Source organism: Halopseudomonas litoralis, from assembly GCF_900105005.1.
GTDB lineage: Bacteria > Pseudomonadota > Gammaproteobacteria > Pseudomonadales > Pseudomonadaceae > Halopseudomonas > Halopseudomonas litoralis.
This window is the reverse complement of the sequence record NZ_LT629748.1, coordinates 3,569,403-3,585,438: the sequence shown is the minus strand read 5'-3', so window position 1 is coordinate 3,585,438 and position 16,036 is coordinate 3,569,403. Positions and strand designations below refer to the sequence as shown.

The window sequence follows — 16,036 nt, the reverse complement described above, 5'->3', positions numbered from 1 at the left end:
CCTGGAGCTCGGCAACCACAGGGCAGCGGCCAGGAATTACGCTGCCATCCGCTCGCATTCCTCTGCACATTTCTTGCAAGCTTCCGCGCATTCTTGACAGTGATCCATCTGATGTTTCCCGCATTCCTCTGCACAGGCCCGGCACACCTTCGCACACAGCGCACAAAACTCCTTGGCCAGCTCACTATCACGGCTCATTAATACGGCCGCCAGCGAACAAATATCTGCGCAGTCCCGATCAAGCTCAATGCAACGAGCCATCGCTTTCACGTCTTCCTCACGCAAGCATGCGGAAGCGCACATTTCACATGCCTGAGCACATGCCCAACATGCCTGGATACAAGACTGGTACATGGAATTAGTCATTGCGTTCTCCGGAATCGTTTTTTCATCGTTAAACATAGTTGCTTGAGAGCTCCTTCAAGAGTCGCCCACATGAAATACGACCGACATGAACTGACCCCGTTCAGGCGATCTTCATTACAATTCTGTAAGGAACATAACCCTTCGCTTTTATTTCAGAAGTATCTCGGTGCGTTTTGTAGTGACGGATGGCCCAACCCCGATCTCTGACATAAATGTCATTTTCAGGTCAGGCTCAAGTCAGGTTATTTTCCATATACTCTGTGTAAATACGGCAAGAACCATAGGAAGGTTACATCGTGGTTTAGCTGCTTATGGATTAGCTATGAAGGCGATTATGCGACTCTTGCTCCTGCTATTAGCGCTTACGTTTCCCATTAATGGGATCGCGCAACTGTATATGTCAACATGGCCGTCAATGCATCACGCCACGCTTGATGGTGAATCTGAATGTCATGGCGCGCAGGCGCAGCAGGACAAGCCCCCCGTCTGCAAAGCAGAACACCAATGCAACCTAGCTAGCCTTCTTCAAGTCCTTGCGGGAAAAGCACAGGCGATCCCCTTGGCAAAGCCCATACCTATTCCATACGTCCGCTCACTCCTCGCTCGAAGCCCAGACAGCGTCTGGCATCCACCCCGTACACAACTGATCTGATTCAAGTCTCAGCCTGGATTTAATACCCCGGGCTGGTTACTGCGCGCCTTTGGCTCGCATGGATGATCAGGAATTTAACATGAGATCTAATAAACCTAGGGCTCCGCTCTGCGCGGTAACCTTGATCGCGGGTGTGCTGTTATACCCAACATTCGCGGCGGCATTAACGCTGGAACAAGCTTTGCAGTTAGCCGAACAGACGGCTCCTTCGCTGGAGGCCAGGGCAGCAGATGTGCAAGCTGCGCAAAGCTCGGCGGTCTTTGCTGGCGAACTCCCCGACCCGAAACTGACGCTCGGGTTGCAAAGTGTGCCTATCGAAGGCGAGTCACGCTGGCGGGCAGACAGGGACGCCATGACCATGCAGATGATCGGAGTGATGCAAGAGGTTCCAAACCGTGCCAAAAGACGGGCGCGAACTGAAGCAGCACAAGCCGGCATTGAGGCCCGTGGTGTCCAGCAGTTTGCGGAGCTTTTAAATGTCCGCCAGCAAACTGCCGAAGCATGGCTTGCCGCCTTCGCAATCGAGCAAAAGCTGACTCTTTTCAAGGGTTTTTACCATGAGAATCAGCTTTTCTCGCAAGCTATCAAAGCGCGTATTGCCGGAGGGGCAGGCCAGACAGCAGATAGCGTCCTGCCCCAGCAAGAGGCCGCCTTGCTCGCCGAAAAAGAGGATGAGCTGTTAACCATGCGGACAATTGCGCGAGCCGAGCTCCGTCGTTGGATAGGTGATGCGGCAAGCCAGACTCTTGCAGGCGACTGGCCCAGATGGCGAGCCGATCCCACATCGCATCAGCAAAGCCTGCAGCGCCGTCCTGCATTACTCGCTTACGAGCCGATGACGCGCGAAGCAGAGGCCAAGGTGCGCCAGGCTATCGCCGAGAAAACACCGGACTGGAGCTGGGGCGTCGATTACCTTCGTCGCGGCAATGAATTCAGCGACATGGTGAATCTCAGCGTCAGCTTTGACCTGCCTATTTTCACCGGCTCCCGTCAGACCCCCAAAATTGCGGCCGAGCGCGCAAAACTCAGCCAGTTAGAGGCGGAACGTGAAGTAGCCCTCCGTATACACACCCAGCAACTTGCCGCCGATCTGGCTGAGTACCAGCGCCTCGACCGCGCTCTGGCGCGCCTTGATCAGACGTTATTACCTTTGGCCGAGGAGAAGGTTCGCCTTTCTCTGGCTGACTACAGCGCCGGTACCGGTGAGCTTACCTCGGTGATCGATGCACGACGCCAACTGGTCGACACACGTCTGCGCCGCGTGGATACAGCGCGCGACAGAACGCTCAGCAACGCTCGTCTGCACTTCGCCTCTGGAGATACCCAACCATGACCACCCCATTCAAGCGCATTGCTTTCAGTCTCAGTTCTTCCTTGATCATCATAGTCGCAACTATAGCCAGCTTGCCTACAGCAAGCTTTGCTTCTGAAATAGCAGACAGGGAGGTGTTGTATTGGTACGACCCCATGATGCCGCAACAGAAGTTTGATAAGCCCGGCAAATCCCCTTTTATGGACATGGATCTCGTGCCTCGATATGCAGACGAAGCCGGTAATGGTGCAACCATGAGCATTGATCCAGGTATCACGCAGAACCTCGGTATGCGACTGGCCACTGTACAGCGTGAGTCGATGAACCAGTCATTCAGGGCAGCAGCCACATTGGCGTTCAATGACAGGGATGTGGCGATAGTGCAGGCACGCAGCAGTGGCTTTGTCGAGCGCGTTTACGACCTTGCCCCAGAGGATGTCATCGCCAAAGGCGCGCCCCTGGTGGATATCTTCGTGCCTGCCTGGGCAGCGGCTCAGGAAGAGTACCTGGCTATCAGTAAGGTAGGCGATGCACAGCTGCTCGCAGCCGCGAAACAAAGGTTACGGCTTACGGGCATGCCGACAGAAACAATCGGCCAACTGGAAAGAAGTCATAAAGCACACCCGGTCTGGACAGTAACAAGCCCAATAGGCGGGACAGTGAAGACACTGGATGTGCGCCAGGGGATGACCGTGCAAGCGGGTGACTCTTTGGCCAGCGTCAATGGGCTGGACACCGTCTGGCTGGAAATTGCGGTACCCGAGGCGCAGGTTACAAACCTGGCTCCGGGACAAAGCATCACCGTGCACCTGCCCGCCTTTGCAGGCGAACCGCTTGAAGCAACCATTCAGGCGCTGTTGTCGCAGGCCAATCTGGACAGCAGAACGGTGCGCGTTCGTGCTGAGCTGCCCAATCCCGAGCAACGACTTCGCCCGGGCATGACCGCCGAAGTGACACTGAACCGGAACATAGAGCATGCGCTGGTCGTTCCTGCGGAAGCGGTTATTCGCACCGGTCGGCGTGCCTTGGTCATGCTGGCTGAAGCAGAGGGACGTTATCGCCCTACTGAGGTGCGTACTGGGCGCGAGTTCGGCGACAAGACTGAGATACTTGAGGGCCTGGATGCAGGACAAACAGTCGTAGCGTCTGGACAATTTCTACTCGACTCCGAGGCAAGCCTACGCGGTTTGACCGCGCAAACACTGGAAGACGTTGATCATGCCCATGGACCAGTCCTGCATGAAGCCGAAGGCACAATCGTCAGTCTGGAAGATGGCATGGTTGGTCTGTCGCATGGGCCGTTCAAAACACTGCATATGCCCGGGATGACTATGGCTTTTCCGGTCGCGGACCCATCCCTGCTTGCAGGCGTGCAAGTGGGCAGTCGGGTTCGTGTTGCCGTACGCGAGAGCGACGAGGGACTGATCATTGAACACATCGAAACACTGGAGGCCCCAGAATGATTGCTGTCATTATCCGGTGGTCGGTAGCCAACCGTTTCTTGATTCTGCTGGCCACCTTGTTTGCAGTGGCCTGGGGCGTGTGGTCGGTCAAGAATACTGCAATGGATGCGCTGCCTGACCTGTCCGATGTTCAGGTCATCATCCGTACTCCCTTTCCTGGGCAGGCTCCACAGATCGTCGAGAATCAGGTGACATACCCCCTGACGACAACCATGTTGTCCGTGCCCGGGGCCAAGACCGTTCGCGGTTACTCCTTCTTCGGCGATAGCTTCGTCTACGTCCTGTTCGAGGACGGCACTGATCTCTATTGGGCTCGCTCACGTGTACTGGAGTATCTGAGCCAGGTTCAAAGCCGCCTTCCGGCTACTGCCAAGCCGGCCCTGGGGCCCGACGCTACAGGGGTGGGCTGGATTTACCAATATGCGCTGGTAGACCGCACGGGAAATCATGACCTCGCCCAATTGCGCTCGTTGCAAGACTGGTTCCTGCGCTACGAGCTCAAGACTCTGCCCAATGTTGCGGAAGTAGCCCCCATAGGTGGAATGGTTAAACAGTACCAGGTTGTCCTAGATCCGGTGCGTATGGCTAGCAGAGGGATAACTCAGCAACAGATCGCCCAGGCTATCGACGAAGCCAACCGGGAGACAGGCGGTAGTGTCCTGGAGCTCGCGGAAACGGAATTCATGGTGCGTGCGACGGGATATCTGCAAACCTTGAACGACTTTCGCGCCATCCCCCTGCGTCTCGACAGCGGAGTCCCCGTGACCCTGGGGGACGTAGCACATATCCAACTCGGCCCAGAGATGCGTCGCGGGATAGCCGAGCTTGATGGCGAAGGTGAGGTGGTGGGAGGAGTTGTTATCTTGCGTAGCGGCAAGAACGCACGGGAAACCATCGCCGCAGTCCAGAGCAAACTTGATGAGCTTAAGGCCAGCCTCCCTGAGGGGGTCGAAATCGTCACGACCTATGACCGCAGTAAGCTGATTGATAGTGCGGTCAAAAACCTCAGCTCCAAACTCATTCTAGAATTCATCATCGTGGCACTGGTATGTGCGCTTTTCTTGTGGCATTTGCGATCATCCCTGGTGGCGATTGTTTCCTTGCCCATCGGCATCCTGATTGCTTTTATCATCATGCAGCGCCAGGGCATCAACGCCAACATCATGTCCTTGGGCGGCATCGCCATTGCGATTGGGGCGATGGTGGATGCGGCCATCGTCATGGTTGAAAACACGCACAAACATATCGAAAGCTGGCACCGAGAGCATCCTGACTCCACCTTGAAAGGCGAGGCGCACTGGAAGGTGATCACCGATGCGGCCGTCGAGGTTGGGCCTGCGCTGTTTTTCTGCCTGTTGATCATTACCCTTTCATTCATCCCGGTGTTCACTCTCGAAGCTCAGGAAGGCCGGTTGTTTGGCCCGCTGGCTTTCACCAAAACCTATGCCATGGCAGCGGCCGCTGGCTTATCTGTCACCTTGGTGCCGGTGCTGATGGGGTATTGGATTCGAGGAAAAATTCCAAACGAACACCGCAACCCGCTTAATCGAGGCCTCATCAAAATGTATGAGCCCGTTCTCGACGCAGTCCTACGTTGGCCAAAAACAACCTTGATGGTGGCAGTTCTGGTTTTTCTAACCGGCTTATGGCCTGCATCTCAGCTGGGTGGTGAATTCCTGCCACCCATGGACGAGGGAGACCTGCTGTACATGCCTACAGCGCTCCCCGGGTTATCCGCAAACAAAGCATCGGAGTTATTGCAGCAGACGAATCGGCTTATCAAAACAGTTCCGGAAGTTGCGCATGTATTCGGCAAAGCGGGCCGCGCCGACACTGCCACCGACCCGGCGCCGTTGGAGATGTTTGAAACAACTATCCAGTTCAAGCCCAAGGAAGAGTGGCGGCCAGGCATGACAGCTGAAAAGCTGGTGGAGGAGCTGGATCAGACAGTACAAGTACCCGGCTTGGCTAACCTCTGGATACCACCGATACGTAACCGCATCGATATGCTCGCAACGGGTATCAAAAGCCCGATAGGCGTAAAGGTTTATGGCACCGACCTTGCGCAGATTGAAAAAACCACCAAAGCAATTGAGGACATAGCAAAAACGATACCAGGCGTCACCATGTCGTTGGCGGAGAGACTTACCGGCGGGCGCTACATTGACGTGGATATTGATCGGCAGACGGCAGCACGTTACGGCCTGAATATCGCTGATGTGCAGGCCATAGTAGCAGGCGCTATCGGTGGCCAGACCATTGGTGAAACCGTCGAGGGGCTCGCTAGATACCCCATCAACCTGCGTTATGGACGCGAATGGCGCGACTCATTGGGGACGTTGCGTGAACTTCCGATATTTACGCCGCAAGGCGCGCAGATTACCTTGGGTACCGTTGCTAAAATCCAGGTGGTTGATGGGCCACCGATGCTCAATAGTGAAAACGCCAGATTATCAGGCGTGGTTTATATTGACGCGCGCGGCCGGGACATGGCTGCGGTTGTTAACGACCTGAAAGAAAGGGTCAGCGAGAGCGTTGAGATCGGAGCGGGTATGAGTATCAACTATTCGGGCCAGTTCGAATTCATGGAGCGCGCTAATGCCAAGCTGAAGCTTGTCGTACCTGCCACGATGCTGATCATCTTTGTACTGCTCTACCTGATATTTTCACGTATTGGCGAAGCAATGCTGATCATGGTGACCTTGCCTTTTGCGCTCACGGGTGGCGTCTGGTTCTTGTACCTGTTGGGCTATCACTTCTCTATCTCTACTGGCGTCGGCTTTATTGCGTTGGCAGGCGTCTCGGCAGAATTCGGAGTGATCATGCTCTTGTATTTGAAAAACGCCTGGGTTGAAAGGCTGGAAAAAGGCGCTCAGGGCGAAGGCGATCTACTTGATGCAATTCATGAAGGGGCCGTACAGCGGGTACGCCCGAAGGCCATGACAGTTGCGGTTATTATCGCTGGGCTATTGCCCATACTCCTGGGAAGCGGCACCGGCAGCGAAATCATGAGCCGTATTGCCGCTCCCATGGTAGGTGGAATGATCACCGCCCCTCTACTATCCCTGTTTGTATTGCCAGCAGCTTATTTGCTTATGCACCGCAAGCGCTCAAGATCTTTAACGACACAACCGACCAGTAAATATGGAGAATATTGATGAGACTCATATCTATAAGTATAGCAATGCTATTGTTAACGCCTATTTCTGCCACAGCGGCGGAGCAACCAGGAAAAAACAAACACATGAGTCATAACGCGACGAGTCAAAGTGCATCCGAATCAATCGCCATAGCCAGCGGAACGGTTAAAAAGATTAATTTGGAAAGCGGAATGATGGTGATCGCCCACGGTCCCGTTGAATCTTTAGGCTGGCCGCCAATGACCATGGGCTTCAAAGCTTCACCTGATCTAATGCGAGACTTGAAAGAAAGAGATGTAATCGAGTTCGAGTTCACATCCAGTGGAATGCATTCGACCATAATCAGTATTGATAAAATGTAAACGAGGGAAGCGGCTGTCATTTATGGCGGTCGCTGTTTCAACCGGCTCGTTGGCGGCCGCATCAGTTAGTCCTGAATTAATCTGCAACATACAGCTACTGCTTCAACTGTAGGTGCTGATCGACAATATCCAGCAAGGTATATCCCACCGTGGGTTCTACCAGAGCCAGTCCGAAGTCATCGAGGATGAGTAGATGGACTCCCGAAGGCGAGCGCCCGCCGACGGCAGCAGGCCCGGTTGCTCGTAGTAGCAGACCGTCACCGCCTTAGTGTCTGTTGTCTTGGCTAACTGACTAATGGTGTACTCGTCGTGCTCATCGCTGCTTGACCCTATAGCCGCTATAACCTCCAAACTAGCCGTAATCAGCACACCTGAGGATCGGTCATGGATAGTTGCTGCGAAGATAGGGCGAGCGAACTGGCACAGCTACGCGACCAGCAGAGCCGCGTGCTCTATATCCATCTGTGCTGTAGCCATTGCCGACAAAGACTGGCGCAAGTACTGTGACTGCTTTATCAGGAGTTTTATATGCGAGCACTGGAAAACAAGATACCTCCGCCGATTGTGACCGCCCTCTTCGGGCTGCTAATGTGGTTGGCTGCCCACTATATGCCGGGCCTTGACCTGCCGTATTTGGGGCGGGTGTTGATGGCGCTGTTCGTTTTGGCCGTAGGCGTTTGCTTCAGTGTGGCCGGAGTTCTGTCGTTTCGGCAAGCTCAGACCACCGTCAATCCCTTGAAACCTGAAACTGCATCGGCGCTGGTACGATCGGGTATCTATCAGTACTCACGCAACCCGATGTACGTCGGCTTTGCCCTGTTGCTGCTGGCCTGGGCTTGTTATCTGGCATCACCGTTGGCGTTGCTTGGGGTGCTGGGATTTGTTCTGTATATGAATCGCTTCCAAATCAGCCCTGAGGAGCGCGCCCTGACAACCCTGTTCGGCGGCAAGTTCCGGGCCTATCAAGCCCAAGTGCGTCGCTGGCTCTAACGTCGGCTTAGGGGTGGGTCAGGTTCATCAGCGGAGTGGATCACAACCACTGGAATGAAAGGGGCAAATCCTCCAGCCCGCGTGGGTTACGATCGCTGAAACTGGGTGTCGCATCACTGGAATACACAGTAACAGCGAAATCTTCAATTCAGATGGCGACGGCCGCGATTCATGATAATGGTATGCCATGATGTCTACGCAGAAAATACACGATAGCTTTCAAGCTAGAGCAGTCGCTAGCAGAAGAGTAATGCTCGATGGAAGATTCAGTTGCTGCCGACAAGCCTTCACTCAAGAGCAACGACGGCAGCTGAAACCACAGGCATAGAAGTGAATTTCCATATCTGGATATAATATCGCTCGCTTCCCTAGCTAGAGATCGCGACCAGATCATAGATCCAGGCCATCACCCTCCGTCTCCTGGGCACTTGGTACCGGAGGTACGATACTCAAGGATACGCAGCTCATCGTTGGAATCTTTGTATGCCATCTGAGCTGGCATGACACCACAACCTATATTTCTGGAGGTAAGATGTAGGACTTTTTCTACATCAAGTTTCATTCCGTATCGGTAGTGTTCCGTTTCCGGTGGATTCTTGCCCATTGACAAGGCGTATTCGCGCCACTTCTTCTCATTTTTTTTGATCATTTCACCATAAACAGTATCAGTACTCCCCTCAGCCAGCGCGAAAGAAGAAAAAAACATAATAGAGAAAGCCGCAATTTTATTTATCATTCCAATATCCCTGCTCTACTTAAAATTAATAAAAGGTATAATGTCATATGAACCTGTCATCAAAATGAAGTAGACATTACAAAACTGCAATCTCACATATTTGTTTGAATTATCCCTCATCCCAAACCATGCCCTCAGCATGGACAATGACAAGGATTACATAATTGTAATTCTGTCGTCATCTTGTGTTCAGATTTAACATCCTATAGTTAACACGACCTGAAATCCTACAATCACCGTCAGGAATGCCCATGAAGACTATAACCACTATTTTTGCTCTCCTTTTTTCTTTCACCATCGCCGCGACAGCACATGCAGAGGATGGAAGCATGCGCTATAGAGAGATGGTGGAAGATTTGCGTGAACAAAACAAAGAGCGTAGCGAAGCCAAACAATCGCAAAAAAATGAAGAGCAGATAACTCGGAACAGCGAAGAAGAATCAGACTCTACAAAGAAAAGGAAGTGACAGATTCACGCTGTTCATCCCCAAAACCTGGGCCCAGTCAGAGTTTTATGTTCCTCTGATTGGGCTATTTCAAGATCAAAAGCCCGCCAGCGGCACGCTGATGTCTTCCTTGTCGACATGCTACGCCGATTGAAAAAACGACATCGACAGCCTCTCAAGCCAAGCCGGTAAATGCTTATTACATACCTGCTGCTCCCCCGCCTGTGTCAACCTCCGGAATCGCCGTCGCACCAACAGTTATTGTGCGCTGACTGAAGCAGCACCCCACCCCCAAAAATGACGAAATTGTAATTTAGCATTAAGGAAGGTCTGAAAAAGACTTCCTGAAAAGGTAAAATGCGTCAGCGCCATTTTCGAGACCACCGCATGAAACAGATGAGCTTTGCAGACGCCGAATACGCTGGTAAACGTAAGCAGACCCGCCGTGAGCGCTTTCTGCTGGAAATGGATCGAGTGGTTCCCTGGAAGCCATTGCTGGCGCTGATCGAGCCGCACTATCCCAAGGGCGAAGGTGGTCGACCTGCTTACCCGCTCGACGCGATGCTGCGAGTTCATCTGATGCAGAACTGGTTTGGGTACAGCGATCCAGCGATGGAAGAAGCGCTGTATGAAACCACCATCTTGCGACTCTTCGCGGGCCTTCAACTTGATCGCATTCCGGATGAAACCACTATTCTCAAATTCCGTCGGCTGCTGGAACGCTACGGCCTGTCCACGGCGTTGTTCGAAGTGGTCAATCGTTACCTGGGTGAGCACGGGCTAATGCTGCGCCACGGCACCGTGGTCGATGCAACCATCATTCATGCACCCAGTTCGACCAAGAACAAAGAAGGTAAGCGCGATCCCGAGATGCATCAGACCAAGAAGGGTAACCAGTATTATTTTGGCATGAAGGCCCACATTGGCGTTGATGCTGAGTCAGGGCTGGTTCACAGTCTCGTGGGGACGGCGGCCAATGCGGGCGATGTTACTCAGGTAGACAAGCTTCTGCATGGCGAAGAAACCCATGTATGCGGTGACGCCGGCTATACCGGCGTTCAGAAACGGGATGAACACAAAGGGCGCAAGCAGGTGGTCTGGTCGATTGCGATGCGCCCAGGCAAGCTCAAGACATTGAGCAAAACCAAGCTGATCGAGAAAGGCTTGCGCCGAATCGAGCGGGCCAAAGCCAGTACACGAGCCAAGGTCGAGCATCCGTTTCGAGTGATCAAATGCCAGTTCGGATTCACCAAGGTGCGCTACAAGGGCCTGGCGAAGAACACGGCCCAGTTGCATACCTTGTTCGCCCTGGCCAACCTATGGATGGCCCGAAAACAGCTGTTAAGTGCAGGATAAATCCGCCCGGAGTACTGGGTACAGCGGCCTGGATGGCCGAAAAGGGGCTGCAACGAGCTGAAAACGCGACTGAGGGCGATGAAATCGTTCCTGAAATGTTTTTTTTGTGAGCCGAGGTCATAATCGCCGCCCATATGGCCGGTATTTCAGACCTTCCCTAATTTTATCGTCAGCCTTCGCGTGCATAATGGATGCTTCCTGTCAGACTCAGTGTGTTTCCTCAGAACGAGGATGACCGAAGATCAAAAAGTCTTTCGAAGGTATGAAATAATGAAACCTGAAATCAAAATTAAATCGTAAGACTAAGCGCCATAACTGAAACTGTAGCCAAGGTATATCCATGAGAGTCCTGATTATTGAAGACGAGATTAAAACAGCGGAATATCTCCACCAAGGGCTCAGCGAATGCGGCTACACCGTCGAAGTTGCCTTGAATGGTATTGACGGCCTACATATATTCAAAAACCATGATTTCAGCCTGGTAATTCTGGATGTTAACTTGCCTGGCGCAGATGGTTGGACTGTATTAAAAGAAATACGCCGCACAAGCGACGCCCGCGTGATGATGTTAACTGCAAGCGGAAGACTTTCAAGTAAGGTCAAAGGTCTCGATTTGGGTGCTGATGACTATCTCGTAAAGCCGTTCGAATTCCCAGAACTGGTTGCAAGAATCAGATCGCTATTAAGAAGAAGTGAAAAAATAACCGAAAACGATTCATTGAATGTTGCTGATCTGACGCTTGACCACATCGGTCACCGCGCATATCGAGCCGGGCTACGTATTGATCTGACTGGGAAAGAATTTTCTCTTTTACAGCTATTAATGCGCAATCCAGGCGTTGTTATGACGCGAACTCAAATAACCTCCCTAGTCTGGGATATAAATTTTGACTGTGATACCAATGTCGTGGACGTATTCATTCGCAGGCTTCGTGCAAAAATTGACGAGCCCTTCGATAAGAAACTGATCCATACTCTACGCGGAGTCGGATATGTCCTTGAGGATCGGACGTGAATAAGCCGCTCAGTCTGTCACTACGTATAGGGCTTGCCGTCAGCATAATGGGGTCGGCTCTAGTAGTTCTTATTTTCAGCCAATCATGGTTGGCATTGCGCTCTCAACTGGAAATAATTGCCGAGTCCAAGCTCGAACAAAAACTAGAACAAATTGAGCACAGCATATTAGAATTTAGCCCAGCGGCAATCGGAGATATCAGCCCACACAAGATGGGTGATCTTATTTCCGGGCACCCAGAACTGAGCTTGTTAGTATGCGGCGCCGACAAGTCAGATAGTCCTGAATTCACCGTTGGCCTGGTTCCCAGAGCTATAACCAATTTCATCCAATGCAACAAAGGGCGTGACCATTATACGAGCAGTTTCAATCAAGACGGAGTTAATATATTAATAGCCAATGCCAGTTTTCGGATTCCTGAAAGCAATGAAGAAATACAGTTAACATTAATTAGTGACCGTGTAGAAGACATTCATTTACTTGCTGCTTACCGAAACTCCACTTTAATGGCTCTGCCAATTTTTTTAATCATTATTGGAATGGGAGCATGGTGGATCGTGAAACGTGGCCTAGCCCCTCTTAACACCTTCCGCGATTTAACATCAGCCGTTACCACGAACGAGCTTAAAGGAAGAATAAAATGTCAGGGTCTTCCATCAGAATTGAATAAGCTTGCCGACAGCGTAAATCTAATGCTGGAACGGCTTGAGAACGGGGTACAGCAACTTTCCGACTTTTCGGACGATTTGGCCCATGAGCTGCGCTCCCCGATTACAAATTTGATGGGCAAAGCCCAAGTAGCACTATCAAGAGATAGGACGTCTAGTCAGTACAAGGAAACATTGGAATCATGTGTAGAGGAGCTCGAACGAGTTTCCCGCATTGTTTCTGACATGCTCTATCTTGCACAAACCACGCAGTCAGACACCACCGGCTTTGACACACAGTCATTGAACAAAGAAGCCATCCATATAGTTAGCTTATTTATTGCGATTGCAGAAGAAAAGAAGGTTAGATTGTCAGTATTGGATGGCGATTCGGACAGCTTTATTGTAGGTGACAAGCTCATGATTCAGAGAGCAATTTCCAACTTACTATCCAATGCCATAAGACACGCACCTGTAGACAGTACTGTATCCATCAAAGTCAGAGATCGTAACAACCAAGTATCGCTGTCTGTATCCAATGAAGGTGCCGGTATTTCCGAACAACATGTACGCAACATCTTCAAACGTTTTTATCGTGTTGATAGTGGCCGCGCCCGAGCTGAGGGGGGGATTGGCCTTGGTCTGGCTATGGTTCAGTCAATTATGGAGTTCCACCAAGGCAGCGTCACTGTAGATACCAGTACATCAGGCCCTACGGTATTCCATTTATGGTTCCCGAAGCCACATTGAGTAACGAAGCAATCAGTCCTGACCTAGACAACAGTTTGGAGAGTAAACATGCGTGGTGAACCAGGTAATGCCCGACCAAAGAAACCGAAACAGTGTGGGCTTTTGTGTTTCGCTATCATAATCGCCTGGTTAGCGATCCCGTCTGCACATGCGCAGACTGACAATTCGTTGTCATTGGGCGAAGCGATATCTCACGCCATAGCCCGCAATCCGGATCTGCCGATCTTCGATCTTCGCATCAGAGCATTGGACGGAAGTCGTATGACCGCTGGGCAGCTACCCGCTTACGAGCTGGGCCTGGAAACAGAAGGGATTGTGGGTAGTGGAGATCAAGGAGTCGACACTGCCGAATACACGCTCTCGCTATCATCCGTTCTGGAGATGGGCGGCAAGCGCCAAGCCCGCATCGGCATTGTCGACGCCGAGTATGATTTGGTTGAAGCAGAACGGCGGGCCGACGTACTGGACCTGCTCGGAAGGGTCACTCAGACGTTCATCTCCACGTTAGCTATTCAGGAAAAGATTCGCGTCTCAGCTGAAGCCGTTGACATATCCGAGGCCAGCTATGAAACCGTCGCGCGGCGGGCACAGCAAGGCGCGACTTCTGAAGCGGACGTTTTTCGTGCGAAAGCGGCGCTTGCGGAATCCCGGATTGAGCTGGCAAATCTCACCGCGAATTACGAGGTTCAAAAAGCGAATCTAGCAGCAAGTTGGGGCGAGACGACGGCAGATTATTCGCGCCTCCACGGCGATTTGTTTCGATTCGAAGCCTCCGGCAGCTTCGAGAGTCTATTCGAACGTACAGCCAACAACCCAAACATCGAAGTGTTCGCCAATGAACAGCGAGTTCGAGAGGCAGAGGTTCAACTGGCTCAAAGCCAAGCTGATAGCGATATTCGCTGGGCTATCGGTGCCCGCCGCCTGGAGGCAACAAACGATTTTTCCGTGGTTGCCAGCGCATCGATTCCACTATTTTCAGGTAAACGAAACCGCGGACAAGTACGGTCTGCTTTAGCCGCACAGGAAGAAGTACTGTATCGAAAAGACAATGCATTGCTCAGACTTCGTGCGCAGCTATTTGAAGCTTACCAAACACGAAAACAATACCTGGAAGCATTTCGGGTCATAAATAAACAGATAATTCCTGATTTAACTGAGGCCCTAAGCTTAACACGAGAAGGCTATGAAAGAGGCCGCTACAGTTATCTGGAATGGAACGCTGCTCAGGCTGATCTTCTATCTGCCCGTCACTCGCTCATCGAGACAGCGTCTTCAATACTGTTGAACCAAGCATTAATTGAACAACTTACAGGTCAGCCACTGGAAGGCCGTTAATTCGATATTTAAGTTTTATGGTTAATTGCCGGACCGTTGCAAGCCTCAAAACGAAACATCACCGTCATTGAGAAGCTACGCCATACGGTACTGCCATATCTGACCAGAACACTCGATCTTACCAGGCGAGTCGATGAGCGCGGCGGCTATAGCTACGTTGACAGCGCCGACTACTTTCAGGCTGTGCACAAGCGTTAATCAACGAATACAGGATTATTGAACCATGCAATTAATAAAACCACTCTGCTGGATATTAGTGGCTACCTGTTTGGGCATCAGCCCTATACACGCAGCGGAAGACCAACATGGTGATCACAAAGAGGCACAGCACGACGCGCCCGAGACCAAAGGACCACACGGCGGCCTGTTGCTACAGCAGAATGGTGCCACCGTGGAGTTGCAGATTTTCGAGCAGGGAGTCCCTCCGGTGTATCGCGCTTGGGTGACAACAGACGAAACACCCGTGACCGATGATATTGACCTCAATGTCCAACTCACCCGTCTCGGTGGACAAGTGGATAACTTTGACTTTGCCTTCCAGGGGGACTACTGGCAGGGCAATGGCGTAGTGACCGAGCCTCATTCCTTTGATGTGCAAGTAACGCTTGCCCTTAACGGTAAACGATACCAATGGCAGTGGGAATCCCATGAAGGTCGTACCCGCATTGCAGCTGACATTGCTGAGAGTGCTGGAATCCGTACAGCCGAGGCTGGTCCGGGCTCAATCGAGCGAACGCTGACCGCTTATGGGCGACTGACTACCGCGCCGGAACAGATGGCGCGAGTGCGCGCCCGATTTCCCGGCGTCATTACCAGGGTAGACGTTCGACTGGGTGACCGTGTTGTCAAAGGCGATAGGTTGGCACAAGTGGAATCCAATGAAAGCCTCAAAACATATGATCTGCGCTCGCCCATTGGCGGCGTAGTGAGTGAGCGCACGATCAGTGTTGGCGAAATTACCGGTGAGCAGCCCTTATTGGCCATCACCGATTTAACGACCTTGTGGGCAGATTTGCAGATATTTCCGGGCCAGCGCAACAAGTTGGCGGTCGACCAAAAAGTCCATTTGAAGGCCGAGGGAGTCGATCGACAAGCTACCGTCAACCACCTGCTACCCTCCTCAGATAATGCCCCTTATACCTTGGCTCGTGTTGAGGTGGAGAACACGGACGGTGCGCTGAGCCCCGGCCTGCTGGTAGCGGGAGATATCGTGGTAGAACGTCTTGACGTGCCGTTGGCAGTGGACAACCGCGCACTGCAGTCCTTCCGCGACTGGACGGTAGTGTTTGTCCAGGTTGATGACACTTACGAGATCCGGCCGCTCGAGCTCGGCCTCAGCGATAGCACCTCGACCGAAGTGCTGGGCGGGTTGCAGGTGGGTGATCGCTATGTGGTGGAAAACAGTTATCTAATTAAGGCGGATCTTGAAAAATCCGGCGCGTCCCACGACCACTAAACCAGGAGGC

At 52.2% G+C, this 16,036-nt stretch carries 13 protein-coding genes; 11 read left to right on the top strand and 2 right to left on the bottom strand.

The features are described 5' to 3' along the window. Nucleotides 1-36: 36 nt before the first annotated feature. Nucleotides 37-366 (bottom strand): four-helix bundle copper-binding protein, encoded by a 330-nt coding sequence (locus BLU11_RS17085; protein ID WP_090276638.1) that lies wholly within the window; start codon nucleotides 364-366, stop codon nucleotides 37-39. Between the two features lie 731 nt (nucleotides 367-1,097). On the opposite strand from BLU11_RS17085, the gene BLU11_RS17075 reads away from it, so the two are divergent. The 5 genes from BLU11_RS17075 to BLU11_RS17050 all read left to right on the top strand — a co-directional run bounded on the left by BLU11_RS17075 (nucleotide 1,098) and on the right by BLU11_RS17050 (nucleotide 8,285). Further along, nucleotides 1,098-2,351: a TolC family protein gene (locus BLU11_RS17075; RefSeq protein ID WP_090275477.1), complete on the top strand. Its 1,254-nt coding sequence runs from the start codon at nucleotides 1,098-1,100 to the stop codon at nucleotides 2,349-2,351. Further along, nucleotides 2,348-3,793 carry an efflux RND transporter periplasmic adaptor subunit gene (locus BLU11_RS17070; RefSeq protein WP_090275476.1) on the top strand — a complete coding sequence of 482 codons (1,446 nt, stop codon included), beginning with the start codon at nucleotides 2,348-2,350 and terminating at the stop codon, nucleotides 3,791-3,793. The genes BLU11_RS17075 and BLU11_RS17070 overlap by 4 nt, the downstream gene beginning before the upstream one ends. After that, the gene (locus tag BLU11_RS17065; protein ID WP_090275475.1) at nucleotides 3,790-6,951 is read left to right on the top strand and encodes an efflux RND transporter permease subunit; all 3,162 of its coding nucleotides are present in this window, start codon (nucleotides 3,790-3,792) and stop codon (nucleotides 6,949-6,951) included. Before BLU11_RS17070 ends, BLU11_RS17065 begins: the two co-directional genes overlap by 4 nt. Further along, on the top strand, nucleotides 6,951-7,295 hold the full coding sequence (locus BLU11_RS17060; protein WP_090275473.1) for a copper-binding protein: 345 nt from the start codon (nucleotides 6,951-6,953) through the stop codon (nucleotides 7,293-7,295). Before BLU11_RS17065 ends, BLU11_RS17060 begins: the two co-directional genes overlap by 1 nt. Before the next feature lie 528 nt (nucleotides 7,296-7,823). Next, complete coding sequence (locus BLU11_RS17050) at nucleotides 7,824-8,285, top strand: methyltransferase family protein (protein WP_090275469.1); 462 nt, start codon at nucleotides 7,824-7,826, stop codon at nucleotides 8,283-8,285. A 406-nt stretch (nucleotides 8,286-8,691) separates the two neighbouring features. Here the strand turns inward: BLU11_RS17050 and BLU11_RS17045 are convergent, their stop codons facing one another. Continuing rightward, nucleotides 8,692-9,021, bottom strand: coding sequence for a DUF2790 domain-containing protein (locus BLU11_RS17045; RefSeq protein WP_090275467.1), 330 nt, complete (start codon nucleotides 9,019-9,021; stop codon nucleotides 8,692-8,694). Nucleotides 9,022-9,272: 251 nt separating this feature from the next. Here BLU11_RS17045 and BLU11_RS17040 point away from each other — a divergent pair, with 251 nt between their 5' ends. The 6 genes from BLU11_RS17040 to BLU11_RS17015 all read left to right on the top strand — a co-directional run bounded on the left by BLU11_RS17040 (nucleotide 9,273) and on the right by BLU11_RS17015 (nucleotide 16,026). Beyond that, nucleotides 9,273-9,488 carry a hypothetical protein gene (locus tag BLU11_RS17040; RefSeq protein WP_090275465.1) on the top strand — a complete coding sequence of 72 codons (216 nt, stop codon included), beginning with the start codon at nucleotides 9,273-9,275 and terminating at the stop codon, nucleotides 9,486-9,488. A gap of 366 nt (nucleotides 9,489-9,854) precedes the next feature. Then, the gene (locus tag BLU11_RS17035; RefSeq protein ID WP_090276301.1) at nucleotides 9,855-10,823 is read left to right on the top strand and encodes an IS5 family transposase; all 969 of its coding nucleotides are present in this window, start codon (nucleotides 9,855-9,857) and stop codon (nucleotides 10,821-10,823) included. A 340-nt stretch (nucleotides 10,824-11,163) separates the two neighbouring features. Further along, a complete protein-coding gene (locus tag BLU11_RS17030) occupies nucleotides 11,164-11,838 on the top strand; it encodes a heavy metal response regulator transcription factor (RefSeq protein WP_090275464.1) in 675 nt (224 codons plus the stop codon). Continuing rightward, nucleotides 11,835-13,235, top strand: a complete 1,401-nt coding sequence (locus tag BLU11_RS17025) for a heavy metal sensor histidine kinase (RefSeq protein ID WP_231702225.1) — start codon at nucleotides 11,835-11,837, stop codon at nucleotides 13,233-13,235. The genes BLU11_RS17030 and BLU11_RS17025 overlap by 4 nt, the downstream gene beginning before the upstream one ends. A gap of 48 nt (nucleotides 13,236-13,283) precedes the next feature. Continuing rightward, on the top strand, nucleotides 13,284-14,570 hold the full coding sequence (locus tag BLU11_RS17020) for a TolC family protein (protein ID WP_090275462.1): 1,287 nt from the start codon (nucleotides 13,284-13,286) through the stop codon (nucleotides 14,568-14,570). Between the two features lie 223 nt (nucleotides 14,571-14,793). After that, nucleotides 14,794-16,026 carry an efflux RND transporter periplasmic adaptor subunit gene (locus BLU11_RS17015; protein WP_090275460.1) on the top strand — a complete coding sequence of 411 codons (1,233 nt, stop codon included), beginning with the start codon at nucleotides 14,794-14,796 and terminating at the stop codon, nucleotides 16,024-16,026. Nucleotides 16,027-16,036: the final 10 nt, after the last annotated feature.

Coding starts and splice junctions, on each gene's coding strand:
- BLU11_RS17060 (WP_090275473.1), top strand. CDS start 6,951: ATGAGACTCATATCTATAAGTATAGCAATGCTATTGTTAACGCCTATT.
- BLU11_RS17050 (WP_090275469.1), top strand. CDS start 7,824: ATGCGAGCACTGGAAAACAAGATACCTCCGCCGATTGTGACCGCCCTC.
- BLU11_RS17035 (WP_090276301.1), top strand. CDS start 9,855: ATGAAACAGATGAGCTTTGCAGACGCCGAATACGCTGGTAAACGTAAG.
- BLU11_RS17020 (WP_090275462.1), top strand. CDS start 13,284: ATGCGTGGTGAACCAGGTAATGCCCGACCAAAGAAACCGAAACAGTGT.
- BLU11_RS17085 (WP_090276638.1), bottom strand. CDS start 366: ATGACTAATTCCATGTACCAGTCTTGTATCCAGGCATGTTGGGCATGT.
- BLU11_RS17070 (WP_090275476.1), top strand. CDS start 2,348: ATGACCACCCCATTCAAGCGCATTGCTTTCAGTCTCAGTTCTTCCTTG.
- BLU11_RS17075 (WP_090275477.1), top strand. CDS start 1,098: ATGAGATCTAATAAACCTAGGGCTCCGCTCTGCGCGGTAACCTTGATC.
- BLU11_RS17040 (WP_090275465.1), top strand. CDS start 9,273: ATGAAGACTATAACCACTATTTTTGCTCTCCTTTTTTCTTTCACCATC.
- BLU11_RS17045 (WP_090275467.1), bottom strand. CDS start 9,021: ATGATAAATAAAATTGCGGCTTTCTCTATTATGTTTTTTTCTTCTTTC.
- BLU11_RS17065 (WP_090275475.1), top strand. CDS start 3,790: ATGATTGCTGTCATTATCCGGTGGTCGGTAGCCAACCGTTTCTTGATT.
- BLU11_RS17015 (WP_090275460.1), top strand. CDS start 14,794: ATGCAATTAATAAAACCACTCTGCTGGATATTAGTGGCTACCTGTTTG.
- BLU11_RS17030 (WP_090275464.1), top strand. CDS start 11,164: ATGAGAGTCCTGATTATTGAAGACGAGATTAAAACAGCGGAATATCTC.